At 63.1% G+C, this 23,619-nt stretch carries 24 protein-coding genes; 13 read left to right on the forward strand and 11 right to left on the reverse strand.

The window, feature by feature from the left end; translation table 11 throughout:
* Nucleotides 1–31: 31 nt before the first annotated feature.
* A complete protein-coding gene (locus BSG19_RS12995) occupies nucleotides 32–451 on the reverse strand; it encodes a Ros/MucR family transcriptional regulator (protein WP_092988509.1) in 420 nt (139 codons plus the stop codon).
* Nucleotides 452–1,076: 625 nt separating this feature from the next.
* On the opposite strand from BSG19_RS12995, the gene msrB reads away from it, so the two are divergent.
* Nucleotides 1,077–1,514: a peptide-methionine (R)-S-oxide reductase MsrB gene (gene msrB / locus BSG19_RS13000; RefSeq protein WP_092988386.1), complete on the forward strand. Its 438-nt coding sequence runs from the start codon at nucleotides 1,077–1,079 to the stop codon at nucleotides 1,512–1,514.
* A gap of 36 nt (nucleotides 1,515–1,550) precedes the next feature.
* Here the strand turns inward: msrB and BSG19_RS13005 are convergent, their stop codons facing one another.
* The gene (locus BSG19_RS13005; protein ID WP_092988387.1) at nucleotides 1,551–2,210 is read right to left on the reverse strand and encodes a PAQR family membrane homeostasis protein TrhA; all 660 of its coding nucleotides are present in this window, start codon (nucleotides 2,208–2,210) and stop codon (nucleotides 1,551–1,553) included.
* 531 nt (nucleotides 2,211–2,741) lie between these two features.
* On the opposite strand from BSG19_RS13005, the gene BSG19_RS13010 reads away from it, so the two are divergent.
* Entirely contained in the window at nucleotides 2,742–3,587 is an 846-nt protein-coding gene (locus BSG19_RS13010) for a VOC family protein (RefSeq protein ID WP_244529244.1), read from the forward strand.
* A 204-nt stretch (nucleotides 3,588–3,791) separates the two neighbouring features.
* On the opposite strand, the gene BSG19_RS13015 is transcribed toward BSG19_RS13010, so the two are convergent.
* Nucleotides 3,792–4,073 (reverse strand): DUF2798 domain-containing protein, encoded by a 282-nt coding sequence (locus BSG19_RS13015; RefSeq protein WP_092988388.1) that lies wholly within the window; start codon nucleotides 4,071–4,073, stop codon nucleotides 3,792–3,794.
* A 129-nt stretch (nucleotides 4,074–4,202) separates the two neighbouring features.
* On the opposite strand from BSG19_RS13015, the gene BSG19_RS13020 reads away from it, so the two are divergent.
* The 8 genes from BSG19_RS13020 (at nucleotide 4,203) to BSG19_RS13055 (ending at nucleotide 14,477) form a co-directional block, all read left to right on the forward strand.
* On the forward strand, nucleotides 4,203–5,120 hold the full coding sequence (locus BSG19_RS13020; RefSeq protein ID WP_092988389.1) for a LysR family transcriptional regulator: 918 nt from the start codon (nucleotides 4,203–4,205) through the stop codon (nucleotides 5,118–5,120).
* A 161-nt stretch (nucleotides 5,121–5,281) separates the two neighbouring features.
* A complete protein-coding gene (locus tag BSG19_RS13025) occupies nucleotides 5,282–7,387 on the forward strand; it encodes a S9 family peptidase (RefSeq protein ID WP_170865954.1) in 2,106 nt (701 codons plus the stop codon).
* A 131-nt stretch (nucleotides 7,388–7,518) separates the two neighbouring features.
* The gene (locus BSG19_RS13030; RefSeq protein WP_092988391.1) at nucleotides 7,519–8,775 is read left to right on the forward strand and encodes a DUF2254 domain-containing protein; all 1,257 of its coding nucleotides are present in this window, start codon (nucleotides 7,519–7,521) and stop codon (nucleotides 8,773–8,775) included.
* 102 nt (nucleotides 8,776–8,877) lie between these two features.
* Nucleotides 8,878–9,429, forward strand: a complete 552-nt coding sequence (locus tag BSG19_RS13035) for a hypothetical protein (protein WP_092988392.1) — start codon at nucleotides 8,878–8,880, stop codon at nucleotides 9,427–9,429.
* A 135-nt stretch (nucleotides 9,430–9,564) separates the two neighbouring features.
* Nucleotides 9,565–11,067, forward strand: a complete 1,503-nt coding sequence (locus BSG19_RS13040; RefSeq protein ID WP_092988393.1) for a protein adenylyltransferase SelO — start codon at nucleotides 9,565–9,567, stop codon at nucleotides 11,065–11,067.
* 78 nt (nucleotides 11,068–11,145) lie between these two features.
* Entirely contained in the window at nucleotides 11,146–11,298 is a 153-nt protein-coding gene (locus tag BSG19_RS26085) for a hypothetical protein (RefSeq protein WP_170865955.1), read from the forward strand.
* A gap of 264 nt (nucleotides 11,299–11,562) precedes the next feature.
* Entirely contained in the window at nucleotides 11,563–11,844 is a 282-nt protein-coding gene (locus tag BSG19_RS13050; protein WP_092988395.1) for a hypothetical protein, read from the forward strand.
* Between the two features lie 308 nt (nucleotides 11,845–12,152).
* Entirely contained in the window at nucleotides 12,153–14,477 is a 2,325-nt protein-coding gene (locus tag BSG19_RS13055) for a glucose/quinate/shikimate family membrane-bound PQQ-dependent dehydrogenase (RefSeq protein ID WP_092988396.1), read from the forward strand.
* 124 nt (nucleotides 14,478–14,601) lie between these two features.
* On the opposite strand, the gene BSG19_RS13060 is transcribed toward BSG19_RS13055, so the two are convergent.
* The gene (locus BSG19_RS13060; protein WP_244529228.1) at nucleotides 14,602–15,600 is read right to left on the reverse strand and encodes a S41 family peptidase; all 999 of its coding nucleotides are present in this window, start codon (nucleotides 15,598–15,600) and stop codon (nucleotides 14,602–14,604) included.
* 726 nt (nucleotides 15,601–16,326) lie between these two features.
* Here BSG19_RS13060 and BSG19_RS13070 point away from each other — a divergent pair.
* From BSG19_RS13070 to BSG19_RS13080, 3 genes are all read left to right on the forward strand, one after another.
* Nucleotides 16,327–17,688 carry an MFS transporter gene (locus tag BSG19_RS13070; protein ID WP_092988399.1) on the forward strand — a complete coding sequence of 454 codons (1,362 nt, stop codon included), beginning with the start codon at nucleotides 16,327–16,329 and terminating at the stop codon, nucleotides 17,686–17,688.
* 99 nt (nucleotides 17,689–17,787) lie between these two features.
* Nucleotides 17,788–18,237 carry a MerR family transcriptional regulator gene (locus BSG19_RS13075; protein ID WP_092988400.1) on the forward strand — a complete coding sequence of 150 codons (450 nt, stop codon included), beginning with the start codon at nucleotides 17,788–17,790 and terminating at the stop codon, nucleotides 18,235–18,237.
* Between the two features lie 206 nt (nucleotides 18,238–18,443).
* Nucleotides 18,444–19,010: a GNAT family N-acetyltransferase gene (locus BSG19_RS13080; RefSeq protein ID WP_092988401.1), complete on the forward strand. Its 567-nt coding sequence runs from the start codon at nucleotides 18,444–18,446 to the stop codon at nucleotides 19,008–19,010.
* Nucleotides 19,011–19,133: 123 nt separating this feature from the next.
* Here BSG19_RS13080 and BSG19_RS26500 read toward each other — a convergent pair whose 3' ends face one another.
* The 7 genes from BSG19_RS26500 to BSG19_RS13115 form a co-directional block, all read right to left on the reverse strand.
* Nucleotides 19,134–19,268 carry a hypothetical protein gene (locus BSG19_RS26500; protein WP_280142405.1) on the reverse strand — a complete coding sequence of 45 codons (135 nt, stop codon included), beginning with the start codon at nucleotides 19,266–19,268 and terminating at the stop codon, nucleotides 19,134–19,136.
* 70 nt (nucleotides 19,269–19,338) lie between these two features.
* Nucleotides 19,339–19,677, reverse strand: coding sequence for a type II toxin-antitoxin system HicB family antitoxin (locus tag BSG19_RS13090; RefSeq protein WP_170865956.1), 339 nt, complete (start codon nucleotides 19,675–19,677; stop codon nucleotides 19,339–19,341).
* A complete protein-coding gene (locus BSG19_RS13095; protein WP_092988403.1) occupies nucleotides 19,674–19,928 on the reverse strand; it encodes a type II toxin-antitoxin system HicA family toxin in 255 nt (84 codons plus the stop codon). Before BSG19_RS13095 ends, BSG19_RS13090 begins: the two co-directional genes overlap by 4 nt.
* Before the next feature lie 37 nt (nucleotides 19,929–19,965).
* The gene (locus BSG19_RS13100) at nucleotides 19,966–20,880 is read right to left on the reverse strand and encodes a cytochrome c (protein WP_092988404.1); all 915 of its coding nucleotides are present in this window, start codon (nucleotides 20,878–20,880) and stop codon (nucleotides 19,966–19,968) included.
* Between the two features lie 221 nt (nucleotides 20,881–21,101).
* On the reverse strand, nucleotides 21,102–21,536 hold the full coding sequence (locus BSG19_RS13105) for a c-type cytochrome (protein WP_092988512.1): 435 nt from the start codon (nucleotides 21,534–21,536) through the stop codon (nucleotides 21,102–21,104).
* 180 nt (nucleotides 21,537–21,716) lie between these two features.
* On the reverse strand, nucleotides 21,717–22,541 hold the full coding sequence (gene blaOXA, locus BSG19_RS13110) for a class D beta-lactamase (RefSeq protein ID WP_244529229.1): 825 nt from the start codon (nucleotides 22,539–22,541) through the stop codon (nucleotides 21,717–21,719).
* Nucleotides 22,542–22,684: 143 nt separating this feature from the next.
* Nucleotides 22,685–23,530 carry a metallophosphoesterase gene (locus BSG19_RS13115; RefSeq protein ID WP_092988405.1) on the reverse strand — a complete coding sequence of 282 codons (846 nt, stop codon included), beginning with the start codon at nucleotides 23,528–23,530 and terminating at the stop codon, nucleotides 22,685–22,687.
* Between the last annotated feature and the right edge of the window lie 89 nt (nucleotides 23,531–23,619).

A 23,619-nucleotide genomic window follows, 5' to 3' on the forward strand; every position in this document is an offset into this window, starting at 1 on the left:
GACGAAAATCTTGTCGAGCTTGCTGCTGCGCTTACTTGGCGGCGCGCTTGCGGCGCTGGCCGAGGCCCATTTCGCGGGCGAGACGCGAGCGCGCTTCGGCATAGGCCGGGGCGACCATCGGGTAGTCCGAAGGCAGTTCCCACTTCTCGCGATAGTCTTCCGGCGACAATGCGTGATGGGTCATCAGGTGGCGCTTCAGCGACTTGAAGTTTCCACCGCATTCCAGGCAGGTGATCTGCCCGTCCTGAACCGACTTGCGCACCGATACGGCAGGCTTCGGCTTTTCCACGGCGACGGCGACGGGGGCCGGTGCACCGGTGTTATTCAGGGCGTTGTGTACATCGCCGATGAGAGTCGACAACTCCGAGACGGGCACGACATGATTGCTGACATAGGCGGCGACAATCTCTGCGGTCAGTTCCACAAGCAACTCGTTGCCGTGTCCGGCCATGCCATGTCCGGCCATCTGTTCACTCATTTTGTTCTCCTTTCGGGCGACTGTCTGGTTTTCGCCCGCAGATTCGCAGGCTTGCTCTGAAAGCGCCGATTTGCCCCATGAAAATGCAATCGATTCCGATGAAGACCGGCACGATGCATCAGAATGGGACGACCGAGTTACTTGCCAAATGCACCTGCATCGAGCGCCGCATATCTTTTCCCTACCCCGAAAAGACAACCGAATCCTATGGAGATATTTCGGTGGCGACAACTTGCAGTATTTTCAGCCTCAGACACTTTACCGTTACTCGAATAACACTCACCCCAAAAATGTCAAACCTGTTTTTCAATATATGCAAGACTTGGCGACTAAAATTAGCCGCTCCATAACAGTTGTCACAAGCAATCCCGGTATAAATGTGCGTTTTTATCTATCGCGGAAACCGATGCGGGGCGACATCCGTCCGAGCACGCTCGGAGATATCGCCGATTCTCTACAACCTCGGCTTCCAGCCCCCTGTGCGTGGGCTATATGAGCAGATTTTACTGCATGGCGCACGCAACGCAGTCTGCCGGGCGCTTTATTTGCGCGCTCCGCCTTCCTATATGAAAGCCAGTCCCAAGATGAGGAGAAAGACATGACCGAACTTCGCACGCATACCGACGGAGACGGCGCAAACCTCAGGCTGAAGGTTGTGAAGAGCGACGCCGAATGGCGGGAACAGTTGACGCCGGACCAGTATCGCGTGACCCGGCAACACGGCACGGAACGGGCATTTTCCAGCCCCGATTTCGCGCTGGGAAAAGCCGGCACCTATCGCTGCATCTGCTGCGGCAATGCGCTCTACGACGCGAGCACGAAGTTCGATTCGGGAACGGGGTGGCCGAGCTTCTTCCAACCTCTCGACCCGGACGCTGTCACGGAGGTCACGGACCGCTCTTACGGCATGACGCGCACGGAAGTGAAATGCGCCGATTGCGACGCGCATCTGGGTCATGTGTTCCCGGATGGCCCCGCCCCGACCGGCCTGCGCTATTGCATGAACGGGGTGGCGCTCACCTTCGAGCCTGCCTGACGCCCGTCAACTGACATCCGTGAATGGCGCGGCGCCTTATACGGCGCCGTTGCCGATGACCGAAAAGACGGCGGAGAAATGAACCGCGGCGGCGGTCACGACGAAGCCATGCCAGATGGCGTTCTGGAAGCGCAGACGCTCCCAGACGTGAAAGATCACGCCGGCGGAGTAGATGATCCCGCCCACCAGAATGAGGAGCATGGTGGCGCCGGTCAGCGTGGCCAGAAGCGGGCCGACGGCGAGAACGCCGCTCCAGCCCATGGCGAGGTAGAGCACGATGGCCAGCTTGTCGTAACGGCCGGGGAAGACGCATTTCAGCGCGATGCCGAGAGCGGCAATGAGCCAGATGCCGACGAGCATGACGGCCAGGAACGGATCGTCCCAACCGCTTTGCAGGAAGGGCGTGTAGGTGGCCGCGATCAGGATGAAGATCGAGGAGTGATCGAACCGGCGCAGCAGCCATTTGGTCCGCGACACCGGCCACATATTGTAGACGAAGGAGATCGACAGCGTGGCGACGAGGCCCGCGCCATAGATCGCCGCAGCCGTGATCTGTCCCGCCGTGCTGGCTGCGCTGGCATGGACCAGCAGGATCGTGACGCCGACGAGCGCGCAGGCAAGACCGATGCCATGGACGATACCGTCCGCGATCATCTCGGTCCGGTCGTAGTTCCACTTGATGCCCTTGATGTCCACGCGCGCTTCGTCTCCAGATCCGTTCAAGGTCAGGCTACGCATTCGCCGCCCGTTTGGCGAGCCCCTCGGGGACATGCGCCGGTCACTTTCGGTGACGAATCGATCATCGGCGAGGATGCGGGCGGGAGCGTGGCGGGCTTATGACAAGCGTGACAACAACCGCGCCAGCGCGAGGTTCGCTGGGGGCCGACGAACCTCGCGGCAGCGCGAGGTTCGCTGGGGGATTGTCAACAGGCACGAGACGATCCATCGCCGAATGCGGGGATATGTTTCTGCACGCAGAGCGCGCATTATCCACTTGGAAACGGGGGATCATCCATGAACGCGTCGCGCCGCCGCCTGCTGTCCATGACAGGTCTGGCGCTGACAGGTCTGGCGCTGATTGGGCCTGTCACGGTCCCCCTGTCTTTTCTACAAGCGAAGCCTTTCGCAGGAGCGACCGAGATGAGCCTTTCCGTACCCGCCAGCACCTCTTCGACGGATCGTTCGCCTGTGCTTGAACATCCGCTTGCCCCCGAACACCCCCTTGCCATGCCCGCCTTCGTCGATCATGCCCGGCTCGTGGTGCGCGACCTGCCGCTCGTTTCGTCCTGGTACCAGTCGGTGATGGGGCTGAGCCTGATCGAAAAACATGCAAGCGGCGAGACGCTCGGCGTTGCCGGACGGCCCCTCTTGACGCTGACGACCTCCGGCACGGCGGTCACCGCGCCGCGCAACGCGCCGGGCCTGTTCCACACCGCCTATCTCGTGCCGGACCGGCCGGCCCTTGCCCGCTGGCTTACTCATGCCGCCAACCATCAGGTTCCATTGCAGGGCGCGTCCGATCATCTGGTCAGCGAGGCGATCTATCTCGCCGATCCCGAGGGCAACGGCATCGAGGTCTATCGCGACCGGCCGCGCGCCGACTGGACCACCCTGCCCGACGGCATGCTGAAGATGGCCACCCTGCCGCTCGATCTCCAGACGCTCTATGACGAGGGCGTGGCACTGTCGCGGTCGCAGGCGACGTGGGGCGGCATGGAAGCGGGCACGTCGCTCGGCCATCTCCACCTGCAGGTATCGGACCTGCCACAGGCCAACGGCTTCTTCCAGGATGTGCTTGGCCTCGATCTGGTCTCCACCTATCCCGGAGCCAGCTTCTTCTCGACCGGCCGCTACCACCACCACATCGCCGCCAATATCTGGAATGCCCGTAACGCGCCCCGGCGTAGCTCCGAGATGACCGGGCTCGGCACCTACGCTCTCCGTTTCAACGACGCGGCAGCGCTTCAGTCGGCGCTTTCCGCACTGGACCGGCTGGAAATCCCCACGACCCGCAACGGCGACACCGTGTCCCTCACCGATCCCTTCGGCATCGGGCTGACGCTGTCGGCCTGAGAGGGGCCGAGAGCCAACCGGACACGCGACGTCGTCATGCTCGGGCTTGTCCCGAGCATCTGCAAGGGATCGATTTCATTGACATCAGCGGATCCTCGGGACAGGCCCGGGGATGACGGAGGATGGAGTGGCCGCTGCCAGCCACCATCGAGGCTTCAAGTGTTCCATTGGCAGTCTCGATCCTGTCTGGCAGCCCCGGCGCCATCAGCCTGCACGCCGCACGACGAGGGATGTGAGCTTCAGCGCGATCGGGCGGACGATCAGCACGCTGACGAAGGCGGCGGGCATGGCGATGATGTAGGCGGCGGCGACACGCGCCGGCAGGCCGCTGTCGATGCCGCTGTTCACCGAGACGATGATCCAGCACATCACGAAGGCCATGATGCCGGCCATGAAGAAGGCGAAGACGTAAGGTGTTGCCGCCGGAGGCAGCCCGGCCTTTGCAGTGCGGGCGGCAGGTGATGCGGGTGTTGCGTTCGTCGGCATGGTCTCTCCGGGTGGTTCGTGTCGATGACGCAGTCCTAACCCGAAACGCCGTGCCGGATTAGAGGCTTGCAGGCACCATCAATCTGAAGCAAAGCTTTCGAATGATCGCCGTCGGGAGAGCGCGCAGCTATGGATAGCCTTCGCGGAATCGAGAGTTTCGTGCGCAGCGTCGAGATGGGCAGCATTGCAGCCGCAGCCCGGCAGCTGGGCATCAGCCCTGCGGCCGCCAGCCAGAATATCGCCCGGCTGGAGCGGGACCTCGGCGTGCGCCTCCTTCAACGGACCACGCGCCGGCTGGGGCTGACGGATAGCGGGCAGGTCTATTTCGAGCGCGTCCGCCATGTGGTGCACGACCTGGAGGTCGCCGCCACCGCTGTTTCCGCGCTCAACGACACGCCGCGCGGCCGGCTCACCATTTCCGCATCCGTTGCGTTCGGCCGTCATGTCATCGCGCCTCTCATTCCGGGCTTTGCAAGCCTCTACCCGCAACTCTCCGTCGAACTCGTCATCACCGACAGGGCCATCGACCATATCGCCGAAGGCATCGATATCAGCGTGCGGTTCGCCGAGCAGCTGGAGCCCTCGCTGATCGCCCGCCGGCTCGTCACCGTACCGATGATGATCTGCGCCTCGCCCGATTATCTCGCCCGTCGCGGCCGTCCGACGACGCCGGAAGACCTCGTGCATCATTATTGCCTGCTCTACCGGCTGGCGATGCACGGCCGCCTCTTCCGCTGGACGTTTCTGCGGGACGGCACCCTGTACGAACCCGACATCAAGCCGAAGATCATCAGCAACGATATCGACACCCTGACCTCCATGGTCCTTGCCGGCGCCGGCATCGCCCGTCTCGGCGCGTTCATCTCCGACGACCTGATTGCAAAGGGCCTGGTCGTGCCCCTCTTCGGCGATAACGCTGCTGGCAGCGAGACGATCGCCGCACATACGCCCTTCACTTTCTACGCCTGCACGCTCGACCGCCACAGCGCCACGCCGAAGATCCGCGCCTTTATCGATTACGCCGTTGCCGCCCTGTCATCGCGCTGAAGCGCTTTGTTGCTTGAATGCATCGGCTGCGGCATCTATGTGCGGAGCATCGAAGATGCATGTTTCGGCGAAGCGACCGCTTCGTGCCGGCCACGCACCTTTAACGCCACGATGGAGGTTTTCCCTTTGGGAACAACGCCATCGAACCCCCGGAGATCGCCTTGTCCGACCAAGCCCCCGTCTTTTCCAGCCTGCCCGTCGCGCCTGTCGCGCGCAAGAAGCCGCTGAGCGACACGCGCCACGGCATCACGCGCACCGACGATTATGCCTGGTTCCGGGCGGACAACTGGCAGCAGATGTTCAAGGACACCTCCATCCTCGATCCCGAGATCCGCGCGCATCTGGAGGCCGAGAACGCCTATATGAAGGCGGCAATGGCGGATACGGAAGCGCTGCAGAAGCAGCTTTTTGCCGAGATGAAGGGGCGCATCAAGGAAGACGACAGTTCCGTGCCGGTGAAGGACGGTCCGTTCGCTTACGGCACCGCCTTCGTCACCGGCGGCGAGCAGCCCCGCTATTTCCGCCAGCCGCGCGAAGGCGGCGAGCGCGTGGTGCTGCTCGATGGCGACAAGGAGGCTGCGGGCAAGGACTATTTCCGCCTCTCCGGCATCGACCATTGCACCGACCATTCGCTCGGCATCTGGGGCTATGACGACAAGGGGTCGGAATATTTCACGCTCCGCATCCGCGATCTGTCGACCGGAGACGATCTTGAGGACGTGATCGCAAACACCGGCGGCGATGGCGCCTGGGCGCCCGACGGCCGCAGCTTCTTCTATACCGTGCTCGACGAGAATCACCGCCCGTCGAAGATCTTCCATCACGTCATCGGCACGCCGCAGGCGGACGACCGTCTGGTCTATGAAGAAGAGGATCCGGGCTTCTTCATGGGCGTCGGAGCCTCCATGCTCGACGACGTCATCTACATCGATATCCACGATCACGAGACCAGCGAATACATGCTGATCCCGACCTCCGACCTGCATGCGACGCCCAGGCTGGTTGCGGCCCGCGAAACCGGGCTCGAATATTCCATGACGGAAGGCGGCGACGTCTTCTATATCCTGACGAACGCCGATGGCGCCAAGGATTTCAAGATCATGGAAACGCCGTTCGACCGGCCGGAGCGGGAAAACTGGCGCGAGGTCGTGCCGCACACGCCGGGCCGGCTGATCCTCAACCACATGGCGTTCGCCCGCCACCTCGTCTGGCTGGAGCGCGAAAACGGCTTGCCGCAGATCAAGATCCGCGACCGGCGCACCGGCGAGGAACATGCGATCGCCTTTGCCGAGGAAGCCTTCTCGCTCGGCCTGTCCGGTGCCGCCGAATACGACACCGACGTCATCCGCTTTTCCTACTCCTCGATGACGACGCCAAGCCAGCTTTACGACTACGACATGACCACGCGCGAGCGCACGCTCCTGAAGACGCAGGAGGTGCCCTCCGGTCACAATCCGGACGACTATGTGACGCGCCGCGTGTTCGCGCCCTCGCATGACGGGGCCTCCGTGCCGGTCACGCTGCTCTACCGCCGCGATGTGGTCCTCGATGGCTCGGCGCCCTGCCTGCTCTATGGCTACGGCGCCTACGGCATGTCCATTCCCGCCTCGTTCAACACCAATTGCCTGTCGCTGGTAGACCGTGGATTCGTCTATGCTATCGCCCATATCCGCGGCGGCAAGGACAAGGGCTTTGCCTGGTACGAAGACGGCAAGATGGAGAAGAAGACCAATACGTTCAAGGACTTCATCGCGGCTGCCGACTACCTGAACGAACAGCGCTTCACCTCCTACGAAAACATCGTCGCCGAGGGCGGATCGGCCGGCGGCATGCTGATGGGGGCCGTCGCCAACATGGCGCCGGAGAAATTCGGCGGCATCATCGCGGCCGTCCCTTTCGTGGATGTGCTGAACACCATGCTCGACGATACGTTGCCGCTGACCCCGCCGGAATGGCCGGAATGGGGAAATCCCATCGACGACGAAGCGGCCTATCACCACATCGCCAGCTATTCGCCTTATGACAATGTTGCTGAAAAACCCTATCCCGCGCTCCTCGCGCTCTCCGGCCTCACCGATCCCCGTGTGACCTACTGGGAACCGACCAAATGGGTGGCCAAGCTGCGCGACAAGACCGCGGGCAACCAGCCGATCCTGCTCAAAACCAACATGGGCGCCGGCCACGGCGGCGCGTCCGGACGCTTCCAGCGACTGGAAGAGATCGCGTTCGAATATGCCTTTGCGATCAAGGTGGCGCGGAAGATGTGAGGGGGTAAAGGGCGGGAAAGAAAGACCTTCCGCCACCCTGCACACGCACATGCACCGGCTCGAAAGTACAGCGCGGCGCCCTATAACCCCTCCCATGGCCACCATTCCGGTCGGTCCGGTTCGGGGGTGTCATGCTCAGGTCGAAGCGTCTCTGGCAGGTGGTGCGGCTGTCGCGGCGGTTGTGGGTGCGGGCAACGCTCTATTGTCTGGCCGGCGTGGCGACGGCACTGGTCGCGGTGGTTCTCGGCCCCTTCATTCCCGAAGACATGACGCGGGCCTTCGGGGCGGATGCGGTCGATCCGATTCTGACCATCATCGCCTCCAGCATGCTCGCCGTCACCACCTTCTCGCTGTCGACGCTGGTTGCCGCCAGCGCGGCGGCTGCGAGCGGCGCGACGCCGAGGGCAACGAGCCTGCTGCTCGAGGACACCACGGCCCAGCGGGCGCTCTCGACATTTCTCGGCACGTTCCTTTTTTCGCTGGTCGGCCTGATTGCGCTGCATGCCGGGCTTTATGGCGGTGGCGGGCGGCTCGTCCTCTTTCTCGTCACGCTCGGTGTGATCGCCGTGATCGTGCTGACGCTGCTCCGCTGGATCGATCATCTCTCGACCCTCGGCCGGATCAGCGAGACCATCGACCGGGTGAAGACAGTGGCCATATCGGGCATGCGCGACCATCTCGAGGATCCGCTGCTCGGCGGCGCACCGGCGGGCCTTCTTCCGGCCGGTGCCGCGCCGGTTTCGCCCACCGGGGTCGGGTATCTACAGCATGTCGATATGCCGCGATTGCAGGCGCTCGGTGAAGCGGGCGATCTGGATCTGCATCTGGTCGCGCGTGCCGGCACATTCTGCTCGCCCGGCACGCCGATGATCTACGTTCGGACGCGCGCGACAGGCGAGCTCGAACCCAAGGTGCGGCAAGCCATTCTCGACGCCCTGACCATCGGCCCGCGCCGCACCTTCGAACAGGATCCCCGTTTCGGTCTGATCGTGCTGGCGGAGATCGCCTCTCGCGCCCTTTCTCCGGCCGTCAACGATCCCGGCACGGCAATCGACGTCCTGACGACGATGGTGGAGGTGCTCGCCCTGGAGCCAACGGCAAATCGCCTGCGGGATGTGCCGGAGTTTCCACGCGTCCACGTCCCGCCTCTGGCACTTCGCGATATGTTCGAGGATGCCTTCCTGCCGATTGCGCGCGACGGCGCCGGGAACGTCGAGATCGGCATCCGCCTGCAAAAGAGCCTGCGGGCGCTGGCCAGCCTGCCCGGCGGACGCCTGCACACCATCGCCCGCGAGATTGCCGTCGCCAGCCTGACGCGCGGACTGGAAAGCCTGACCTTCGAGGCGGATCGGGAGCGGCTGAAGCGAGAGGCTTTCGTAGAACTGTAAGCTTGTTCTTCGTGGACTTCGGCGTTCTACCTCACCGGCGGTTGCAAGCTCCGCGCAGGATCCGTTCTTTAGAGAATCCTTATTCTCTCAAGGGACGCCGCCATGAAGATCGCCGATAGCCACTACACGCCTTACAGGCCAGCCTCGGGCCGGCAGTCTGCAGGCTTCGACCAGGCTCAGATCGCCCTGTCGATGCCTGTCGGGCGGCCGGACGCGCGCAATCCGGATACGGGTGGCGGCACGGACCGCTCCGCCCCCAGTGACGAAGCCGAAGCAATCGTTTTCACGGGTTATCCCATAACCAATCTCTCCGCTGCCTTCTGGACCCTCAGCGCCGACAAGCTGGAAAAACGTGACGCAGACGCGGAGAAGGCCGCGCAGGCGGCGACTGCCAAAGCGGCGGACAAGGCAGCGACCCGAGACGCGTTCATGGACTGGGCAGGAAAATCGACCGCAGAAAAGGTTCGGGAGCAGATTCTCAAAGGCCGGAACCTTTCGGAGGAAGACCTGGCCCAGATGGATCCCGCGGACCGCAAGGCGCTGGAGGCGGAGATCGCCGAGGCCATCAAACGGCAGCTCGGCCTTGAAGACGACGTCGTCAAGGAATCCGGCGCTTCGTCCGAAAGCACGACGCCGCGAGAGCAGGAGGCCTGATACCCGTCATGCCGGGCATCGCATGCCGGACCTTTCATGCCGGACCTTTCATGCCAGTGCCGCTCACCCTATCTATCGTTGAAAGACCGGTCTTCGGACCTGCCGACGACGAACGGATAAGAAGCGGAGACGATCATGGAGGCGACGAACAGGACGCAGGCGCAGACACCGCCCATCCCCTTCGACAACAGCTATGCCCGGCTGCCGGACAGCTTCTTTTCCCGCGTCGCGCCCACCCCGGTCGAGGCCCCGGTGCTGATCCGCTTCAATCGTGCGCTTGCGGAAGAGCTCGGTCTCGATGTCGCGACACTGGAGGCCGACGGCGCGGCCATCTTTTCCGGCAACACCATTCTTCCCGGTGCCGAGCCGCTGGCCATGGCCTATTCCGGTCACCAGTTCGGCGGCTTCAACCCGCAGCTCGGCGACGGCAGGGCCATTCTCCTTGGTGAAGTGGTGGACCGGCATGGAGGCCGCCGCGACATCCAGCTGAAGGGTGCCGGACCCACGCCCTATTCCCGCCGGGGCGACGGCCGCGCGGCGCTCGGCCCCGTGCTTCGGGAATATATCGTCAGCGAGGCGATGCACGCGCTGGGTCTGCCGACCACGCGAGCGCTGGCAGCCGTCGTCACCGGCGAGCCCGTCTACCGCGAAACGGTGCAGCCCGGCGCGGTGCTGACACGGGTGGCGGCCAGCCATATCCGGGTCGGCACGTTCCAGTTCCACGCCGCGCGCGACGATCAGGCTGCCGTCAAGAGGCTTGCCGACCACGCCATCGAGCGGCACTATCCTGACATCGCGCACGATCCCCGGCCTTATCTGGCCTTTCTCTCCGCCTTTGCCGACCGGCAGGCATCGCTGATCGCCCGCTGGCTTTCGATCGGCTTCATTCATGGCGTGATGAACACCGACAACGTCGCGATCTCGGGCGAAACCATCGATTTCGGCCCCTGCGCCTTCCTCGACGCCTATGATCCTGCCAAGGTCTTTTCCTCCATCGACCGCAACGGCCGCTATGCCTATGCCGCCCAGCCGGGCATCGGACAGTGGAACCTTGTGCGCCTTGCCGAAACGCTGCTGCCGCTGCTCGACACGGACGAAGAGGCTGCCGTGACCGCCGCGAACGGCGTGCTGAAGCTCTATGGCGAGCGCTTCCAGCACCACTGGCTTGCCGCCATGCGCGCAAAGCTCGGCCTCGCCGAAGAACAGGACGGCGACCTCGATCTGGTGCAGGACCTGTTGACGCATATGCATCAGGAAGAAGCGGATTTCACGCTGACCTTCCGGCGGCTGGCGGATCTCGCGGCCGACCCGTCGGCGGAAACCGCGTTCAGCGCGCTGTTCCGCAACCCCTCCAGCACCAGCCTCTGGCTCGATCGCTGGCGTCGCCGCGTGGAGACCGAAGGGCGGAGTTCTGCAGATACCGCAGCGGCCATGCGCGCCGTCAACCCGGCCTTCATTCCCCGCAACCACCGGATCGAGCAGGCCATCGCGCTCGCGCAGACGGAGGCGGATTTCTCGCTGTTCGACGCCCTGATGCGCGTCCTCGCCCGCCCCTATGACGACCAGCCCGACATGGCCACTTTCGCCGAGCCTCCGGCCCCCGGCGAGGAAGTGCTCCGGACGTTCTGCGGGACGTGACAGGCGGGGCAGGCTGCTGCTGCTGTTGCTCTGAAAGCTGCGGCATGTTATAAGTTTTTTCTCATATGAGGTGCTGAAATGGCTGTAAAAGTCCGCCCGCGGCCCGTCGAGGCGCAGGAAACACATATCGATCATCTTACGCGTATCGTTGCGGAAGCGAAGAGAGAAGAAGGTGAAGCTCTGCCCAAGATGACGCGTAAAGAGGCCCATGCTTTCTTCTTCAAAAGATAAGTCGACGTTCCTACCGAATTAGATCTGTGAGATGAGCCGGGAATGCTGAGCGCAAAGACGGACTCCCGAATTGCGCCCAAACCTCTCAAAATTGTTCTGTCTCCACATTTTCGGCCTGATCTGTACTTCCGGGGAAAACCCCATCTTTAGGAAAATTTCCTCGATATTCTTCTCGCGATCCAGAACGGTACATCTCTTCCTAAATGGGCTTACCGCCGTGATCTGGATACGACAGACGACGCCCTTCTCGAGCGCGAGGGCATCATGCATCTTCATCTGGGCTCACAAAGTTCGAACGAGCTTCTCTTTCTGCTGCAGTTTGATGATCACGTGACGTTTCTGGAAATCAACGACCACCGGCATTTTCAAACCGATCCACCGGGAACCTTGCTTGTCAGGCTCCACCAGGCAAAGGTCGCCGCTTTTCATGCAGAGCTGGCGGAGCAGCAAGAGGAAATTGCGGACCGCTTGAGACACGAGGCAGCGGAAAAGCGGGCTGCGCGGGTGAAGGCTGTGAAAGCCGGGATCAAGCCGCGAACGTCGTAGGTGCGATCATCCTCGCCTGCTTTTCGAGAGGCACCCATCTCCGTCATAACCGTACGCTGGCCGACCCGAGGCCGCGGATTGTGCACTGCGACATTGACCCATGCGAAACTTGCCCTAATTTCGCCATAACGGAGTCCGGATCTCGATCGGGCTTCGACTGCGTGATGTCTTGAGCCGCGATCGCAGCGGAGATGACATGATGCGGTATTTTCAACGTTTTAGGGCGACCGCAGTGCACTACCTAACGCGTGCGGCGTTCTGATATCGATACTGACGGGGCGCATGTCGTGGCGCCAGGAGTCTCTTCCATGATCATCTTTACGTCTGTCCTTTTTGCGCTGATAGGACTGGGGCTGACCGGCTTCGGCGCCTGGCTCGCCGTTCTCGGCGGCAGCTGGTACTATGTGCTGGCCGGTCTGGCCTTTCTGGCAACCGCCGTTCTGCTCTCGCGCCACAGGTCATCGGCGCTCACCGTTTATGCGGTGTTCATCGTCGCCACGCTCGCCTGGGCGCTTTGGGAAGTCGGTTTCGACTGGTGGCAGCTTGGCCCGCGCGGCGGTGTCGTCATCGTGCTCGGCCTCTGGCTGCTGCTCCCTTCCATCCGCAAGCCCCTCGGCTTCACCAGCCCCACGGGCCATGTCTACCGCGCCAGCGGCTGGCCCCTCGGGCTTGCCGTCGTGCTCTCCGTCGCGGTCGCGGTCTATTCGATGACGCAGGACCCGCTCGACAAGGCAGGCGCGCTGCCGACCACGGTTGCCAATGCGACGCCTGCGCTTGGCGGCAATGTGCCGGATGGCGAGTGGCATCAGTATGGACGCACGCAATATGGCCAGCGCTATTCGCCGCTGACGCAGATCACCTCGGCCAACGTCTCGGACCTCAAGGAAGCCTGGCGCTACCAGACCGGCGACGTGAAGCTGCCGCAAGACGTGGGCGAGACGACCTATCAGGTGACCCCGCTGAAGATCGGCAACACGCTCTATGTCTGCACGCCGCACAACTGGGCGATCGCCATCGATGCCGCCACCGGCAAGGAAAAGTGGAAGTTCGACAGCAATTCCGGCATGAATCCGGACCGTCAGCACCAGACATGCCGCGGCGTCAGCTATTATCAGGATGCCGCCGCCGCACCGGGAAGCGCCTGCGCAACCCGCGTCTACCTGCCGACCTCGGATGCCCGCCTGATCGCACTCGATGCCCAGACGGGTCAGGTCTGCACCGGCTTTGCCGATCAGGGCACGCTGCATCTGGAGACCGGCATGCGCTATCAGCCGGCCGGCTATTACTACTCCACCTCGCCGCCCGTGATCACCGGAAACAAGATCATCATCGGCGGCGCCGTCAACGACAACTATTCGACGCAGGAACAGTCGGGCGTTATCCGCGCCTTCGACGTCAACACGGGCGCGCTCGTCTGGAACTGGGACTCAGGCAACCCCGACGTCACCACGCCCCTGCCGGAGGGCCAGCACTATACGACGAACTCGCCGAACAGCTGGTCGGTGTTCTCCTATGACGAAGCCCTCGGCCTCGTCTACATCCCGCTCGGCAACCAGGTTCCCGACCAGCTGGGCATGGGCCGCAGCGAGAATGTCGAGCGGTTCTCCTCCTCCATCGTCGCGCTCGACATCAATAGCGGGCAGCTGCGCTGGGTTCGCCAGACCGTGCATCACGACCTCTGGGACATGGACGTTCCCGCCCAGCCCGTGCTGCTCGACATCGACGGTCGCCCGGCGCTCGTCGGCCCGACCAAACAGGGCGATCTTTACGTGCTCGACCGCCGCACAGGCGAGCCGATCATTCCTGTGAAGGAGATCCCAGCACCCTCGGGCGCGATCCCGGAAGACTTCACGTCGCCCACGCAGCCGATCTCCGACCTGACGTTCTCGCCGCCGCCCCTGACGGACAAGAACATGTGGGGCATCAGCATGTTCGACCAGCTGGCCTGCCGCATCGAATTCGAACGGCTGAAATATGAGGGCCGGTACACGCCGCCATCGCTCGAAGGCTCGCTGATCTATCCCGGCAACTTCGGCACCTTCAACTGGGGTTCCGTCGCGGTCGATCCGGAAAAGCAGCTGATGTTCGGCATGCCGACCTACCTCGCCTTCACCTCGCAGCTCGTGCCGCGTGACCAGATCCCGCCAAAGGGACAGGACCAGAAGGGCAGCGAGCAGGGCCTGAACCGCAATGACGGCGCACCCTACGGCGTGCTGATGGGACCGTTCCTCGGACCGCTCGGCATTCCCTGCCAGGCACCGCCATGGGGCTATGTCGCGGGCGTGGATCTGAAGACCGGCGAGATCGCCTACAAGCACCGCAACGGCACCGTCTACGACATGACGCCGCTGCCCCTGCCCTTCAAGGTCGGCGTGCCCGGCATCGGCGGCCCGATGATCACCAAGGGCGGCGTCGCCTTCCTCGGTGCAGCCGTCGACAACTACCTGCGCGCCTATGACCTGACGACCGGCAAGGAACTCTGGCGCGGCCGCCTGCCCGCCGGCGGCCAGTCCACCCCCATGACCTACAGCACCGACGACGGCACCCAATATGTCGTCATCGTCGCCGGCGGCCACGGCTCGGTGGGAACCAAGCCCGGCGACTACATCATCGCCTATACCCTGCCGAAGTAGCGGCTGGATATTGCGAGACGATCAGGCCCGGCCGCGAAAGCGTGCCGGGCTTTTTCGTAGTCCAACAGGATCACAAATTCCTACTCACACATTCACTGCATGCTCCTTGGTGCTTTGACGGTTGTTATCGCTGACGGGGTAAATGCTCATCGGCGAGAGCTACGGCAGTTTCTTGCGCGAGATCCGCAGCGACGCGGATGTCCGGCTGCACACCGGTTCCACCCCAATTTGTCTTCGTCATGGGGTTTCTTGCCTTACCGGTCGGGATCACGACGAAGACACCGAAACCCAAGTCGTTCAGGCCACCCGGGTTCGCTCCCCCACGGGTCCCTTCCCCGACGATCGTTGCGCGCCGCAGAACCTGCATGTCGTAGGCAAACTCTTCCGCAGCGGAATATGTCTTTGAGCTGACGAGCACGTAGACTGGCTTGTCGATGTAGGTCACCGGGGTCGCGGAACTCCAGAATTGCTCCGTTCTGAACGTCGATGTTCCACGATTGCGCCAGATCAGGTCGTTCAGGTGAACAGGCATACCCGCTGGAAGAAAGAAACTTGCGAGGTAGGCGACAGAAGCAGGGTGACCACCGCCGTTGCCCCTTATGTCGATGATCATTGCCGATGTATCCACGAGGTCATGCATCGCTTTGTCGATGGCCGGCTTGAAATCCTCAGGTGGAGGAAATCGTTTCAGTTTGATATATCCGGTCTTCGTGTCGAGCCGGCTCGCGAGGAGATCTGGCGACGGCGGCACCGAGGACGGCGTTGGCTGGGCGAACGGGGACCCGGCAATCACGCGAACATGACTGTCGCCTGTCAGGTCTTGCAGTTGGGTTGTCAATTTCGAAGCGAACGCATCGGTATCGGCTATCTTGTCATAAGCCTTTGCGGCGAGCGCTCCCTCCAGGACCTCTGCTGCTTTCTCACCTTCCGTCTGCAGAACATAGCCTGCGCGCAACTCTGTCGTAATCCCTTGAATGAGGTGGGCGACAGCTGCGCGGTCTAGAGATCCATTTGCGGGCAGATCAGACTCGACCGCCGCCTTCGTGACGACTGGGGCCAGCGTCACCACGAATGCTGCAATGAATGGTGTTAAACGGAGCATTTTTCCCTCCTTAATGATCATGATGAGCCAGATCCAAGAATGACGAACGCCTCATGTCGCCGCAGTGCCCTGCGGCTTCTGACGTCAACCGTCATGCAGACATCAGGTGAAAGACATTGTATTAAAACCCGCAACGGCAATCTACGGTTATTCTAAATTACAGTATTTTTTTATTCTGCCGTGCCTTTGCTCGTGTCTGGTCTGTGGGAAAACGGTCCTCCTTGCCCCCTCCACCCACCTCCAGAGATCCCACGTCATCGCGATTACCCACCGCACGGGCATGATTGAGCCCGGAGACACGGTGGTGCGCATCGGGGCAGAGGCGCAAGAGCAGCGGGGGAACAGACCGAGGGAGGGCCAGATTGAGGAGTAGCCGAGAGGTTGCAGCGACGCGCCACGGAGGATATGTCAGGCCCAGCGACCTGTCGCTCTCCAGCCGCCGTCTGCCGTCGGATCGCTTGCCGATCGGACCCCTGACAGTCGCTCGGGCCTTACCCGGCAGATCGCAATTCTACTGCACCACGCCTTCAATCGGGATCGACCTCAGGATAAATGACGCAGCCGCTATAAAGGGTTACAGCGAGGCCGAATGCGTCCGACATGACGCATGGCGCTGTAGGCCTCATGCCTTTCGCAACGGCGCGCACGCTTGCCGTCGCACGCTGCGAACAAGAACAAAGAGCCGGAGCTTTCGCCGTACCGCTCAGTTTGCGGAGAAAGTTTCAGACGCAATGAACGGACGCATTCATGACCTCTTCCCTTTCTACGCCATCGCTTTCCACACCATCGCCGGCAGCACCCGACCAGCGCACGCGCCTCAAGTCCATCATCGGCGGTTCGGCGGGCAATCTTGTCGAGTGGTATGACTGGTATGTCTATTCCGCTTTCACCCTCTATTTCGCGCCGGTGTTCTTTCCCTCGGGCAACCAGACGGCCGAGCTTCTCAGTGCGGCTGCGGTATTTGCGGTCGGGTTCCTGATGCGGCCCATCGGCGCCTGGTTCATGGGCATCTATGCCGACCGCAAGGGGCGCAAGGCCGGGCTGACCTTGTCGGTGACGCTGATGTGCCTGGGTTCGCTGATGATCGCGGTGACACCCGGCTATGCGACGATCGGCATAGCAGCGCCCGCGCTGCTCGTGCTCGCCCGGCTGTTGCAGGGCATCAGCGTCGGTGGCGAGTATGGCGCGAGCGCGACCTATCTCTCGGAAATGGCGGGGCGCAACCGGCGCGGATTCTTCTCCAGCTTTCAGTATGTCACGCTGATTTCCGGACAGCTGGTTGCCCTGATGGTGCTGCTGGTCCTGCAGCGGCTGCTGACGCCGGAGGAACTTTCCGCCTGGGGCTGGCGCATTCCGTTCTTCATCGGCGGCGTACTGGCCATTGCCGTGTTCTACATCCGCCGCGGGCTTGCCGAAACGCAATCCTTCCACAACGCGGCCCATGCAAGCAATGCCGGCAATGCTTCGGGAACCACAGATGCGGCACCGCCGAAATCCAGCGGCTTCGCGCTCTTCAAGCATTACCCGCGCGAGGCGCTGATGGTGCTGGCGCTGACGGCCGGCGGCACGCTCGCCTTCTATGCCTATACGACCTATCTCCAGAAGTTCCTCGTCAACACATCCGGCTTCTCCAAGGAGGCCGCGACCGAGATCACCACGGCAGCGCTGTTCGTCTTCATGCTGTGCCAGCCGCTGGCGGGAATGCTCTCCGACAAAGTGGGGCGAAAGCCGCTGATGGTGGTCTTCGGCATTCTCGGCACGCTCTTCACCTATCCGATCTTCTCGGCCCTTTCCGGCACAACGGATGCCATGACCGCCTTCTTCCTCGTCATGGCGGGCCTGCTGATCGTCACCGGCTATACCTCCATCAATGCCGTGGTGAAGGCGGAGCTGTTTCCCGCGCATATCCGCGCGCTCGGCGTCGCCCTGCCCTATGCGCTGGCCAACACGATCTTCGGCGGCACGGCCGAGTTCGTGGCGCTGAAGTTCAAGCAGATGGGCCACGAGAACTGGTTCTTCTGGTATGTCACGATCATGATCGCGCTGTCGCTGATCGTCTATGTCAGGATGCGCGACACGCGGCACAACAGCCAGATCCAGGAGGATTGAAGATCGGGGCGATTGCGCAGGCTGTAACGGTGGAAAGCCTGCCTGCCGGCCCTTATCTCTCGGTCAGGCGGCCGCACTGTGCCGCACGGAGAACAACCCATGTATTCCATCGGCGATCTGTCGCGGCGCACCGGCGTGAAGGTGCCCACCATCCGCTACTACGAGCAGGCCGGACTGATCGCGCCGGCGGAGCGGACCGAAGGCAACCAGCGGCGCTATGAAAAGAAGGCGCTGGATCGTCTCGCCTTCATCCGCCACGGGCGCGATCTCGGCCTGTCGATCGAGGCGATCCGTGACCTGATCGATCTCAGCGACCACCCGGAAACGCCGTGCGCCCGCGCCGATGCCATCGCCGCCGGGCACCTTGCCGCCGTGCGGGCGAAAATCGCGCAACTGCAACGGCTGGAGCACGAACTGGAGCGGATCGTTTCCCATTGCGCCGGCCATACGGTGGAGGATTGCTACGTCATCCGCGCCCTGTCCGACCACGGGCTGTGCGACGGCGACCATGCGCAGCCGCTGGAAGAGCGGCTGGTTCCGGCACGGTGAGATATGCTACCAGGTGAGAAAGCCGACCGGTTGACAGGGCTCGCAAAAGGGATCATGAATTGCACATGATCACGACCGCAACCCGTGCCCGCTGGTATTTTACGCTGCATTCATAGATGCGGCTGTCTGATCACGTTCAACAAGCCGCCGCCAGGCGGCTTTTGTTTTGAATGGTGCCTGGGGCGGATCAGCTTCAGGAATATTCGATGCCCACCTTGTCTTCTCCGCCTGCCACGACGTCGGCCGTACCTCCGGCTCACGCCGTATTGCGCCATCCCGAAGGGCTGGACGCGCAGCCTGACACCACCCCCAGCCGTGCGCCGCTGGTGACCATCCGCTCCGCGCGGGCCGGCGACATCCCCGCACTCTGCGGCATGATCACCGACCTTGCCGCCCATCATGGCGACGCCGCACCGCTCGACGCGGACACGCTGGAGCGTGACCTGTTCGGCCCCGTGCCGTGGATCACCGCGCTCGTGGCCGAAGCCGGCGGCGTGTTGATCGGCTACGCCATTCTCGTCCCCCTCTACAGGGCGCAACTCGGCGTGCGCGGCATGGACCTGCACCATCTCTTCGTAAGCGATGCCCATCGCGGCACCGGCATCGGCCGGCATCTCGTGGCAAAGGCCCGCGAAGAAGCCCGCCGCGCCGGCTGCGCCTACCTCTCCGTCAGCGCCGCCACCGGCAATATCAAGGCGCACCGGTTCTACGAGCAGCAGGACTTCACGCCCGGCCCGGTGACGGGGATGCGGTATGTGCAGGCTTTGCGGTGAGGGTGGGCTTCTCCAGCGCCGGTCGGTCATGATGGCGTATGTTTCGCCCATCATGACCCGCGCGAGACAGGCATCCATGCCGAACCCGCTTCGACCATAGGCGTGGCGCGCAACGGCGCTGCGTCAAAGGTCGTCCCGCTCCTCGGCTGCGGCTTCGGCACGGCGTTCGGCGATCAACTCTTCGGACACCAGCACGTCCCCCGTATTCAGTCCCTTGACCGCGTCCTGCAACGCCTGAAGAGCCTCAATCTGGGTCATGACCGGTTCACCATGCTTGTCGGTATCGGTTGTCCGCCCGTTCATATCCAGCCCCATTGTCACCCTTCCCTCATGCATCGTCCGTCGCAGCCTCCGCCAGCACGTCGGCCGCCCACTGGTTGAGGCTCTTGCCGGAAAGTGCTGCGGCACGGGCAGCCTTGGCATGGATCTCGGGATCGACGCGAAACATCATGCGGCCGGAATAGGGCTTCTGCGGGTCCCTGCCGGCCTTCGCGCAGGTCTCGACGTAATCGTCCACGGCCTCATGAAACGCCGCTTTCAGGTCGGATACCGTATCCGCATGAAAACCGACGCCATCCGTGATGCCGGCGAGACGGCCGAAGAAGATCTCGTCCTGCGCATCGTATTCCACGCGAGCGAAATAGCCTTTGTACGACATGACGTTCACGGTTGACCTCCAATGCGCTTTATAAAATCACGCGCCGCCCGAACCTGATAGCGCTTGGCTTCCTTGGCGGGATGCGGTCGGTGAAAGCTTTCGATCTCGGACCCGCTGATGAACCTCACACGGGAGCCCGACCCTTCCAGAATCTCGCAGCCGAGAGCAATGCGAAGCGCCTCGATATCCGCCCACGCAATCGTGCCAGACACCGGCTCTGCAAAGACAGACAGCAGGATCTTGCGATGCCGGTTGTTCATAGCGCATCCTATCCAATGCTTGCATAATCTGCAAGCTCTACCGCGCCGGCACCGCCTTGAGATAGGCTGCGATCGCCTCCCGGTCGGCGGCGGGGAGTTTGGCGATGTTCTGCACGACCTCGGCCATGGAGCCGCCGGCGCTGTCGAAGTCCGGGGTGAAGCCGGATTCGAGGTAGTTGGCGATGTCGGCTTCCGTCCAGTTGCCGATCGCTTTCGAGCCGGGGGTGATGTTGGGAATCTGGCCTTCACCCTCCGGGTTCGGCGCGCCGGCGAGCCAGAGATCGGGGTCGAACCCACCGAGCGCGTTGCGTGGCGTGTGGCACTCGCCGCAATGGCCGGGGCCTTCCACGAGATACTGTCCGCGCACCAGCTTCGCATTGGCCTGATCGACAGGCACACGCGGCTTGTCGCTGTAGAAAAGCAGCTTCCAGCCACCGAGCGACGCCCGGATATCGTAAGGAAACGGGAGCTCGTGCGGCGGCGCGACATTGGGGCTCTTCGGCAGCGTCCTGATATAGCCGAAGAGGTCGTTGACGTCCTTCGGCGTCAGCCGGGCGTAGGAACCATAGGGAAAAGACGGGTACAGATGCTCGCCATCGGGGCCGACGCCGCGCGTCATGGCGTCACCGAACTGGGCAAGCGTCCAACGGCCGATGCCGGCGGTGTCGTCGGGCGAGATGTTGGGCACGTGGAAGGTGCCGAACGGACTTTTCAGCGGCAGGCCGCCTGTCAGCACCAGCTTGGCATCACCCTCCGCGCCGGGCGCCGCATGACAGCTGGTGCAGCCGCCGGCCCAGAACACCTGTTCGCCATTGGCGACATCCGGCGCGCCGAGACCTTCCCAATGCGCAGCCGGCCACGGTTCGGGCTTGGTGACGAACCAGGCACCGCCTGCAACCACGACGCCGAGGAAGAGGACGGTCGAGACGAATTTCCGCGCGCGACGGGCCATGCGGCAGGTCCTTGTTGTCAGGGCGCAAGGCGGCGAGGACCTGCCCTGAACCTGTTCCGGTGTGATGGGAGGGCATGGTCTTCAGCGGAGGCCGCCCGTCGGCGACATCCGTAGAGACAGGCCGCTCTCGGTGAAGAGTGGCCTTGGTAAAGACCGGCCTCCCGCGCTTGCGGATTGCCTGTCTCTACCGGAGCGTAGTGAAGCTTGTCCGGGTCTACCGCTTACTTCTTGATGCGGTAGACCTGATGACAGTCGCCGCAATGGGGGCCGAGCTTGCCGAGCGCCACGCCGACGGCTGCCGGGTCCGCCGGAAGCTGCGCGAGCAGCATGTCGGCATCGGCACCGAGACTTGCAGCCTTGGCGTCGAAGTCGCCCTTGTTTTCCCAGATCTTCGGGCTGGCCTCGGAATTGGCGTCCGACCCCGCCGGAAACTGATCCGGAAATGCCTTGATGCTGGTGCTGATGGCGGTCAGCGATGTCTTGACCACCTCGGCATCGTAAGGCTTCTGCCCCTTGGCGATAGCCGAGAGCGCGCCCATGGAGCCGCCGATCTTCTTCATCAGGCCTTCGCGCACCTCTTGCGGCTCGGCCGCCGTCACCGCGCCTGCGGCAAGACCGGCCAGCGCCGCGGCAAGAAACATGGTTCTCAGTTTCATGAACGTCCCCTCTGGTGTCGACGCCCGTTGCGTGCGCCGTTCCCGAATGCGTGTGCGACGGAAACGTCCGATTCCCATCGGGAAGCCGGTCATTTTGTCGCATGCATCTTGGCATCTTCCTGTCGCGTTGAAAGTAAAATTTTCGCGACATTCCAACGGCGAACAGGCAATCGACAGGCGTCAGGGGCGCAGGGTTTTCGCCAGTTCGGGCCACTGCGCAAACAGCGCATCACGGGTGAGAACACCGGGCGAGGTCTTCGTCCGCGCGCGTGTGCGGATCAGCCGGGCGAAGACCACGGTCCTGTCCTTTTCCGCATTTGGCTCCGCCCAGCCGACATACCAGCCCCAGCCATGCGCATAGTCGAAGCTGCGGTCGGCGCGGCGCGGAAAGGCGGTGCCGGTCTTGCCGTGGATCGTCCAGTCACCGACGGCGCGGCTTTCCACGATGCGCTTCGCCTTTTCAAGTGCTTCGGGCCCGACCGCCAGCGTGCCGCTGACGAGGCCGCGCAGGAAGGCGACCTGTTCACGCGGGGAGACCTCGAGCGACGAGGCGATCCAGGCGCGCTCCAGGCCGTTGTCGAAGCCCGCCTCGCCGGAGAGATCGGCGTTGCCATATTTGAAGCCGCGAAGATACCGCTCCAGCGTCTCCCGGCCAAGATCACGCGTGATGCGCTGGGAGTACCAGACGACGGAGTAGCGCATCCAGTCGGCCGGGCTGGTATCGCGCAGCCAGTTGGCGCCGCCCCAGTCCGGGTCGCCCTTGTTATAAGAGAGCACCGGCGTCGCCGCATCCTTGAGGAAGCCGGTATCGTAGCCGATCACCGCGAGCGGGATCTTGAAGGTGGAGGCCGGCGTCGTGCGGGCGGCGCAATCGCCCTCCTCGATCAGCGTCTTGCCCGTGGCAGCGTCGAGCATGATCGTGCAGGTGACATCGACATCGCTTGCTGCGAGAGACGCAGAGGCGGATGCCATCAACAGGGCGAAGGCGAGAGCGAGACGACGCAAACCGGTGTTCCTTTCAGACAGGTTGTCAGACGGGGTATCAGACAGGGTGGCAACCGCGCCACTTCCGCCAGACAGGCCGGTAAAAGACGGCATGATTGCGGCGGGAAGAGCCGCCCATTCCACCTGTTGACGGATGTCCCCGCTTACTTTTCCGTCTTCAGAACGCGGCTTTCCTCCCGCCCGAAGCCCTCGATGTCCAGCCGGTCTTCATAGAGACTGAGCACGGCGAAGGCGTTGCGGTCGGGCGTATCCACCATGCCCTTGAAGGTGACGTAGTGCGTGCCATCGCACGTTACGGCGTTGCCGGCATGATTATGGCCGCAGAGCCACGCGCGCACGTTCGGATAGGTCGCCAGCATGTCGAGCAGGCGCTGCGCGTCCCAGAGGTCGTGCGCGTTTTGCGGGGCGATGGGGTAATGGCAGAGGATCACGACCGGCTCGCCGTCGTCGCGCGCATGGTCCAGAACCTCGCCGAGCCAGGCGAATTGCGCCTCGCTTAAGCCCCCGTTCCAGCGCTGGGCGTTGGCGGCGCCCTCCTCCGTCAACGCCTTCAGCCGGGCCTTCGCCTGCTCGCGCCGCGCATGTCCTTCGGGCACCGCGAACAGGCTGACCTCGCTGCCGTCGAGGATGACGACCCGGTGGCCGGCCAGCAGCAGATCGTAGTACGGCGCGGGCATGCCGAGGCGTCGATGCACGTCGCCCAGATGCTCCGCCGCTACCGAGAAATCGTGATTGCCGGGCAGGAACAGAGCCTTGTGCCGCAGACGCCGATAGACCGCCAGCGCCGGATCGAAGCTTTCCCAGTCCCGGTCGATCAGATCGCCGAGCGTGACGACGGCATCGAGCTCCCGCCCGTTGAACACGTCGATCGCCTCCTCCAGCTTGCCGAGAGACTGGCGGAAGTGACGGTCGAGCACGAGGTTCGGATCGACATCGGCATATTGCGGGTCGGCGATGATGCCGAGGCGGAGAACGGGGCTCTGTGTCATGACGGGCGCCGTAGCAATGGGAAATGACGGGACGATGACAGGTCGGAATCGATCGAATAATCGCGCCGATATCGGCGCTGCGCACGTCT

This window comes from Rhizobium sp. NFR03 (genome assembly GCF_900111275.1).
Lineage (GTDB): Bacteria > Pseudomonadota > Alphaproteobacteria > Rhizobiales > Rhizobiaceae > Ferranicluibacter.

Excerpts from the sequence above, each read along its gene's own strand:
- BSG19_RS12995 (WP_092988509.1), bottom strand. The coding sequence starts at position 451 with ATGGCCGGACACGGCAACGAGTTGCTTGTGGAACTGACCGCAGAGATT.
- msrB (WP_092988386.1), top strand. The coding sequence starts at position 1,077 with ATGACCGAACTTCGCACGCATACCGACGGAGACGGCGCAAACCTCAGG.
- BSG19_RS13010 (WP_244529244.1), top strand. The coding sequence starts at position 2,742 with ATGCCCGCCTTCGTCGATCATGCCCGGCTCGTGGTGCGCGACCTGCCG.
- BSG19_RS13015 (WP_092988388.1), bottom strand. The coding sequence starts at position 4,073 with ATGCCGACGAACGCAACACCCGCATCACCTGCCGCCCGCACTGCAAAG.
- BSG19_RS13020 (WP_092988389.1), top strand. The coding sequence starts at position 4,203 with ATGGATAGCCTTCGCGGAATCGAGAGTTTCGTGCGCAGCGTCGAGATG.
- BSG19_RS13030 (WP_092988391.1), top strand. The coding sequence starts at position 7,519 with ATGCTCAGGTCGAAGCGTCTCTGGCAGGTGGTGCGGCTGTCGCGGCGG.
- BSG19_RS13035 (WP_092988392.1), top strand. The coding sequence starts at position 8,878 with ATGAAGATCGCCGATAGCCACTACACGCCTTACAGGCCAGCCTCGGGC.
- BSG19_RS13040 (WP_092988393.1), top strand. The coding sequence starts at position 9,565 with ATGGAGGCGACGAACAGGACGCAGGCGCAGACACCGCCCATCCCCTTC.
- BSG19_RS26085 (WP_170865955.1), top strand. The coding sequence starts at position 11,146 with ATGGCTGTAAAAGTCCGCCCGCGGCCCGTCGAGGCGCAGGAAACACAT.
- BSG19_RS13050 (WP_092988395.1), top strand. The coding sequence starts at position 11,563 with ATGCATCTTCATCTGGGCTCACAAAGTTCGAACGAGCTTCTCTTTCTG.
- BSG19_RS13055 (WP_092988396.1), top strand. The coding sequence starts at position 12,153 with ATGATCATCTTTACGTCTGTCCTTTTTGCGCTGATAGGACTGGGGCTG.
- BSG19_RS13060 (WP_244529228.1), bottom strand. The coding sequence starts at position 15,600 with ATGATCATTAAGGAGGGAAAAATGCTCCGTTTAACACCATTCATTGCA.
- BSG19_RS13070 (WP_092988399.1), top strand. The coding sequence starts at position 16,327 with ATGACCTCTTCCCTTTCTACGCCATCGCTTTCCACACCATCGCCGGCA.
- BSG19_RS13075 (WP_092988400.1), top strand. The coding sequence starts at position 17,788 with ATGTATTCCATCGGCGATCTGTCGCGGCGCACCGGCGTGAAGGTGCCC.
- BSG19_RS13080 (WP_092988401.1), top strand. The coding sequence starts at position 18,444 with ATGCCCACCTTGTCTTCTCCGCCTGCCACGACGTCGGCCGTACCTCCG.
- BSG19_RS26500 (WP_280142405.1), bottom strand. The coding sequence starts at position 19,268 with ATGACCCAGATTGAGGCTCTTCAGGCGTTGCAGGACGCGGTCAAGGGA.
- BSG19_RS13095 (WP_092988403.1), bottom strand. The coding sequence starts at position 19,928 with ATGAACAACCGGCATCGCAAGATCCTGCTGTCTGTCTTTGCAGAGCCG.
- BSG19_RS13100 (WP_092988404.1), bottom strand. The coding sequence starts at position 20,880 with ATGGCCCGTCGCGCGCGGAAATTCGTCTCGACCGTCCTCTTCCTCGGC.
- BSG19_RS13105 (WP_092988512.1), bottom strand. The coding sequence starts at position 21,536 with ATGAAACTGAGAACCATGTTTCTTGCCGCGGCGCTGGCCGGTCTTGCC.
- BSG19_RS13115 (WP_092988405.1), bottom strand. The coding sequence starts at position 23,530 with ATGACACAGAGCCCCGTTCTCCGCCTCGGCATCATCGCCGACCCGCAA.